Annotated in this window: 4 protein-coding genes; all 4 read left to right on the plus strand. The window is 46.6% G+C overall.

Translation table 11 applies throughout. The features are described 5' to 3' along the window. Positions 1-142 precede the first annotated feature (142 nt). The 4 genes from EAE92_RS05365 to EAE92_RS05380 are packed head-to-tail and all read left to right on the plus strand — an operon-like array spanning position 143 to position 6,932. On the plus strand, positions 143-2,149 hold the full coding sequence (locus EAE92_RS05365; RefSeq protein WP_214067316.1) for a TonB-dependent receptor: 2,007 nt from the start codon (positions 143-145) through the stop codon (positions 2,147-2,149). Continuing rightward, entirely contained in the window at positions 2,146-3,393 is a 1,248-nt protein-coding gene (locus tag EAE92_RS05370) for an MFS transporter (protein ID WP_214067317.1), read from the plus strand. Before EAE92_RS05365 ends, EAE92_RS05370 begins: the two co-directional genes overlap by 4 nt. Then, positions 3,386-5,185 (plus strand): ABC transporter ATP-binding protein, encoded by a 1,800-nt coding sequence (locus EAE92_RS05375; protein WP_246545020.1) that lies wholly within the window; start codon positions 3,386-3,388, stop codon positions 5,183-5,185. The genes EAE92_RS05370 and EAE92_RS05375 overlap by 8 nt, the downstream gene beginning before the upstream one ends. Beyond that, on the plus strand, positions 5,085-6,932 hold the full coding sequence (locus EAE92_RS05380; RefSeq protein ID WP_246545021.1) for an ABC transporter ATP-binding protein: 1,848 nt from the start codon (positions 5,085-5,087) through the stop codon (positions 6,930-6,932). The genes EAE92_RS05375 and EAE92_RS05380 overlap by 101 nt, the downstream gene beginning before the upstream one ends. Positions 6,933-6,965: the final 33 nt, after the last annotated feature.

A 6,965-nucleotide genomic window follows, 5' to 3' on the forward strand; every position in this document is an offset into this window, starting at 1 on the left:
AATAGTGCGTAATGCGCTACTTTTGTCCCTATTCCGTTAGCCTTGGTGGAATATTATCGATAATCTCCCGTTATGTTTTTTGTTTTACCACGTTTAAATTTTGTAAAACATGATCTTAAACAGTGCATAACGAGTTATTTATATGAAAAAAAAATACGCTAAGGCGTCTGTCTTATGTTGTTTAATTTCGCCTGTTGTATGGGCAGAACATTCGCCTGGCGCGACAGAAGATTCTTTGATTGTAACGGTCAATAAACGAGAAGAAGCGTTAAATAAAGTGGATGGTAGCGTTCTGGTTAAGACGGGCGAAGAACTTGTTCAGGCCGGTATCACTCAGGTGCAAGATCTTGAGCGGGCTTTTCCCGGCTTACAAATTCGTTCACGGGGGAACCGAACTTATTCAGCAACAACCATTCGAGGTATTAGTTCGCCGGATTTCTATTCTCCTTCTGTTCGAATTTATGTCGATGGCGTTCCTCAGGATCACCAGTTCTTAACACAAGAATTAATCAACGTGGAGCGTGTGGAATTATTACGCGGTCCGCAAGGGACTTTATATGGCGGAAATGCGCAAGCGGGTGTTATCAATATCGTCACACGTTCGCCGCAAGAAGGCCCTTGGCTAAACCTTTCCGGTAATTACTCCAAGCTGAAACAAGGCGGTTCTTTCAGCGGATCAATGCCGCTTATTGAAGATATCCTTTATGGAAGTACCAGTTTGCGTTGGGTAAAAGAGCCTGGACAAATTGATGCGCCTAATAGCGGTAATAAAAATGTTGATTCCAGCAAAACTTGGCTTGGTCGAGGGCAGCTGACATTTGCCCCAGAAGATTCTTCATTCAGTGCTGAACTTAGCTTCGCTCATGAAGATCTCGATTCCCATGAAGAGCTCTATTTAAACGACGAACAATTCCGTCGGAAAGAATATGATGGCCCTATCCCGGATTTAACCCGGCGGGTTAACAGTTATGCATTCAAGGCTGAATATGATTTCGGCGACAGTGTATTAACCAGTGTGACTTCTTATCAGGATCGCGATATTTACCGTGATTTCATCGGGGGTAAATGGAAAGAGAAACACCACGCCACCACGCAAGAGCTGCGTTTGAACTCCAATTTCTCAAATGGGATTACCAGCGTTCTCGGCGGCTGGTTTTCAGATGAAAAGAATAAACATCATACCAGTGGTTATCCCGGTTACTATGGCGATGCGGCTAACACAATAAAAGCAAAATCGCTGGCACTGTTTGGTGAGGTGAAATTGCCCTTTGCTTCTCAGTGGGATTTGACTTTGGGCGGTCGTTTGTCCCATGAAAAATCGCAGATAGATTATGCAGGCCGTTCTGGCATGATGGCGCTCGAAGCTTTTGATAACCAGGTTTCCAGCAATGAGTTCACACCTAAGGCTGCATTAGGCTGGCAATTGACGCCAGATACTCGTTTCTATATCTCCGCTACTAAAGGGTACAAACCCGGTGGATTCAATAACATTGTCTCCTCCGCCAATGATAGAAAACCCTACAATACTGAAACCTCAGATAATTATGAGCTTGGTTGGCATACCTCGTTCTTTGATAACGCAGTGACATTAGACAGCGCTGTTTACTACATTCGTTCTAAAGATAAACAAATTTATGTTGGTCCGATCGGTGCGCAGTTTATACGCAATGTGGGTAAAGCAGAGAGCAAAGGCATTGAGTTGAGTAGCCAGATTAAGCCAATGAAAGGGCTGAAATTTTCTCTTGGGGGAAGTGCAGGCAAATCAAACTTCACTGATGCGACCGATACAGAAAATGGCATAAGCTATGACAATAAACGTCTGCCTTATGCGCCGGATGTCATGCTCAATGCAAGTTTTGACTACTTGATTGATCAAACGTTGTTACCCGGTAACCTCTATTTAAATGCCGGCGCCCGTTACTATTCAAAAAGCTATTTTAATGAAGCGAATACCCTTGAACAGGGAGGATATACCCTTTACGACGCTTCATTAAGTTTAGAGATGGCGCATGGGGTTAACGTAAAACTCTATGGCGAAAATCTGGGCGATAAAAAGTATCGCGTCTCCAGTTTCACCGTGGGGCCAAATACGCTCAGTATGATCAATAAAGGCTTGAATGTTGGGCTGGATGTGAGTGTCGCATTATGACGCATAATATCTCCCATCCCCGTCATATATCGTTATTACTGCTAACTTTGGCGGGGGTTTACACCCTCCAAAGTACTATCGGTATGTTGACGTTACAAAGTATGCCGGCGTTTTTACGCAGCCACGGTGTAACCCCAGATAAAATCGGCTTGCTCTACTTGCTGATGTTGCCTTGGGCGTTCAAATTCCTTTGGGCACCTATTATAGAGCGCTATCGTAAATCTGGTTCGGGGGATACAAACCCCCGCCGTATCATGATCTGCGGTAATCTGCTAATTACATTGCTTTTTTGTTCAATGTCATTGGCAAGACCTGCCGAACATATGCCGCTGATTATTGTCGGTCTGTTTCTGATCACAATTTGCCTGACTGTGGTGGATACCACCACCGATGGTCACGCTATTGACCGGTTACCACCAAAGCACCGCCCTTGGTGTAATGTTATGCAAGTTGGCGGCGGTTATTTGGGCTCCATCATTGGCAGCGGTCTGTTTCTATACCTTGTTTCACTGTATGGTTGGCACATTGGCGCCGGAGTGTTAGCCATAGTGATTCTATTGATGTCATTGCCTGCCCTATTTTTACGGGAAACACAGGTAGAAAAAGCGCCGACGGTTTTAAAAGCCCCGGTTGCCGCTCCTTCTCTCAAAAATGCCCTCCGCCGGGCGCCGGTTAGACAAGCACTGGTTTTGATATTGTTGTGTATGATCGGTACGCGCCTTTCACTCGGTATGCTGTCGCCCTTTTTGATCGATCGCGGTGTGGATTTAACTCAACTCGGTATCATTGCTGCCAGTGGTGGTGCATTAGCTGGATTATCTGGTGTGCTGCTTGGTGGTGTCATTGTACGTAAATTCGGCGCTGTCCAGACATTACTGGCTATTATGCTGCTTGAATCTATCGTATTAGCCTGCATTTTTTGGCTTGCCAAGCAACCAGAAGCGCCGTTATCCCTGCTTTCAGCCGCATATGTCTTCATCACGTTGATCACTGCCGCCAAATTTGTTGCGCTGTATACCCAGATGATGTCGCTTGCAGCAGGTGCTCAGTCTGGTGTGGATTTTGCGTTGATGCAATCCACGGATATGGGCGTTGCAATTATCTGTTCCATGTTGGGGGGATTGATAGTGACTAAAGTAAGTTACGCTACCCTTTTCATGCTAGCACTTATTTTCACCTTCACTGCCCTGTTCTGGACATTGCATAAATTCCATGATTTCCAAAGGGAGAATGTGCATGCATAGCCATGATTCTTCTGTTCAGAACTCACCGGAGCAGCGTGCGGCTGATGCCGGCGTTATTAAAGAGTTATGGTGTATGATGCGCCCATACCGTACGCTGAGTTACGTCGCTATCGCACTTGCCATTCTTTCCGCCGGTCTGCAAATGTTACCGGCGGCGGTTGCCGGGCTTATCACCCAGTCTATCTATGATGGGCAATATGACACGCTATTGAATTATGGCGTCATGTTATTGGGATTCACGTTTGCCGCTATGTTGACCTTTAGTGGTTCAACGTTTTTTGCTCATTTGATTGCCGCTGATGTACAGGCTGATGTTCGCCGCAATATCAGCAGCAAGTTGAAGTCTGTGCCTTTGGGCTTTTTCATGCTGACTGACAGCACCGAAATAAAAAAGATGATGCTAGATGACGTCGAGCAACTTGAAGATGGTATTGCCCATATCATTCCTGAGATGTCTGCTACTTTGTTTGGGCCATTGATCGCATTGAGCGTCATGCTGGCCATTGATTGGCGGTTAGCCTTGGCGGCATTCGCTCCAACTTTGGGGGCCTGCCTGTTATTCGTCTATATCCAGATGAAGGTGCAAACGACAACTCAGCGTTTTTATGCCGCCCAAAACCGTATTGCTTCAACAATGGGTGAAGTTATTAATGCGATTCCGGTGGTTAAAACCTATTCAGGCGGCAAGGTTGCGTTGCAACGCGCTGAGGAGGCTTTCACCGCTCTGACACGGATTATTGATGTCTGGGTTGAGAAAGTACAGGTCAAATCCAGCCGGTTTTTTGTGTTATCCAGTGCTAACCTGTTGTTTGTCCTCCCTTTGGCGGTCTGGTTATTAAACCGACAAGAGATCACTTTATTCGAATTCACTTTCTTTATTCTGGCGGCAATGGCATTCGGCAATATTGCCTCATCTATGTTTGCTGTGATGACACGTTTGCAACAGCAAGAGGCGTTAATCACACGTTATCGTTGGTTAATGAATCAACCTGAGCTGGCGCCTTGTACCCAAAGCCAAACACCGACGGATTGCAGTGTCGCTCTGCACAATGTCAGTTTCTCCTACCAGGATGAACAGGAAAATGCATTGAATAACATTTCATTTTCTATACCGGCGGGAAGTTCATTAGCCTTAGTTGGCGCCAGTGGCTCGGGTAAATCGACTGTCGCGAGTCTTATCGCACGTCTTTGGGACCCTCAACAGGGTCAGGTGACGATTGGCGGTGTTGATATCCGTAATATGGATGAACCGACGCTACGCAATAACGTCTCTTTTGTTTTCCAGCGTGTGTTTCTGTTCAATGATACAGTGGCTAATAACATACGGTTAGCCCGTCCTGATGCTTCACAGGCAGAAGTTGAAGCGGTTGCTATCGCAGCGCAAGCCCATCAATTTATTCAGCAATTACCACAAGGCTACGACACTGTACTGAACGGTGGCGTGAGCTTATCGGTAGGCGAGAAACAGCGTATTGCCGTTGCTGCCGCTATTCTGAAAAACGCACCAATTCTTGTATTGGATGAAGCTACAGCCTATGCCGATCCAGAATGTGAAAAAGAGATGCAACAGGCGCTCAATGCCTTATGCCGCAATAAGACAGTGATTGTCATTGCTCATCGCCTACCGACAATCCGTCATCTTGATCGAATACTGGTTTTAGATAAAGGACAGATTATCGAACAAGGCGCCCATGAGGAGCTGGTCGCACAGCAAGGTGCATACGCCAGACAGTGGGCAGCCTGGCGGGGAGAAAAAACCGGGACAGGAGCAAATTATCATGGGGCTATTTAATCGTCTCCAGCAACATCTATCACCAAAACTGCAAAGAGTTTGGTTCAAGGGGTTGCTATATAAACAGCTTGATACCGTTGCGATTATGGCTCAACTTGCTATTGCTGCCTGGGCTATTACCCATCTGGGGGAAAGCGACAATGCTATGCTGCCGCTTATCACTTTGGGGTTACTGGTTATTCTGCTGTTGCTGCGATTTACTTTTATGGCACGCGCATTACGTAAACTCACCATTGCCGCCTATGGTTTGGGTATAGAAATCCGTCGCGCTCTGCTACAACGCCTTGTTAGTATGTCTGTCGCCACGATTCGAGGATTGAGTGCCGGAAAAATAGCGCTGACATTATCTGAAGATGTGCAATGGCAGGAAAATCAATCAGCCTATACCACACCGCAAATCGCCTGTCAGGTGATGATGCTGACTCTTATCTATCTGGCTTTATTCTGGTTCGATTGGGTGGTTGGCGGCAGTGCATTATTGGTGCTGATGGCTGGGATGTTCATCCTGGGGGCTATCCGTAAAAAACTGAATGAAATATTGCGCTTGCGTGCCGCTATGATGGCTGATGTATCCGAAGCTATCGTTGAGTACGCCCAAGGTATGTCCTTTATTCGTGCCGCGGCGGCGACCACTACGGTAGAACAGCGTTTTGATCGCGAAATCGACCAATTACGGGTCGCGTTCCGCCGTGGAGTATTCAGAAGTATTCCGCTACTGAGCTTGTTTTACATCATCATTGATACCAGCGTGGTTGTTGGTATTCTGGCTGGCGCCCTGCGCTTTAATTCACCAGAAGCATTAACACTCTCGGAAATGCTTATCACGATTCTGCTGTTGTTTGCCACCATTACCCCCCTACGTGGGATTATCCCCCTACTCAATATCACGGCTTTAACGCAAGTAGGTGAAACCCATATTGCAGAAATAGAAGCTGTTGCCACGCAAGCTTCCGGGCCATTAACCGCGCCAGACAAATATGATGTTGAAGTGAATAACATCTCATTTAGTTATCCAGGTACGAATCAACCCGCTATTCAAAATGTGTCGTTTTATGCGCCGCAAGGCAGTATGACCGCCATTGTCGGTCCCAGTGGCAGTGGGAAATCCACACTGGCTTATCTATTGCTCTCTTTCTATCAACTGGATAAGGGGGAAATCCGTCTGGGTGGAAATGATATCCATCATTACCAAACTCAGGCACTGTATGACACCGTGACTATGGTATTTCAGGAAACCGCACTATTTCAGGATACCGTCGCTAACAATCTCCGGTTAGGTGATCCCAATGCGACCCAGTTAGAACTGGAGCAGGCTGCTCGCCTTGCCAATATTCACGATACGATTATGGCATTGCCACAAGGGTACGATACACCGCTAGGCGTGGATGGCGGTACGTTGTCTGGTGGCGAGCGTCAACGTCTTGCCATTGCCCGTGCTATCTTAAAGCAATCTCCGGTTTTATTCCTCGACGAAGCGACGGCTTCTCTCGATCCCGAAAACGAACAGTTGATACAACAGGCGTTTGATTCTCTTACCCAGAATAAAACAGTCTTTGTTATCGCTCATCGGCTAAGCACCATAACCCGCGCTGACCAAATATTGGTGATGGATCATGGAACTCTTTGTGATAGCGGCACCCACGACGAATTGTTAGGACGTTGTTCACTTTATCAATCTCTTTGGGAAAACCATCTCGGCTCAGAAGAGTACTGGCATCTACATCCAAATAAGCCGAATAAGGTGTAACCCCCCATCGCTTCGTAACCGTCATTATTTATA

It is taken from the genome of Photorhabdus hainanensis (genome assembly GCF_018448965.1).
Taxonomy (GTDB): Bacteria; Pseudomonadota; Gammaproteobacteria; order Enterobacterales; family Enterobacteriaceae; genus Photorhabdus; species Photorhabdus akhurstii.

Excerpts from the sequence above, each read along its gene's own strand:
- EAE92_RS05365 (WP_214067316.1), top strand. The coding sequence starts at position 143 with ATGAAAAAAAAATACGCTAAGGCGTCTGTCTTATGTTGTTTAATTTCG.
- EAE92_RS05370 (WP_214067317.1), top strand. The coding sequence starts at position 2,146 with ATGACGCATAATATCTCCCATCCCCGTCATATATCGTTATTACTGCTA.
- EAE92_RS05375 (WP_246545020.1), top strand. The coding sequence starts at position 3,386 with ATGCATAGCCATGATTCTTCTGTTCAGAACTCACCGGAGCAGCGTGCG.
- EAE92_RS05380 (WP_246545021.1), top strand. The coding sequence starts at position 5,085 with ATGAGGAGCTGGTCGCACAGCAAGGTGCATACGCCAGACAGTGGGCAG.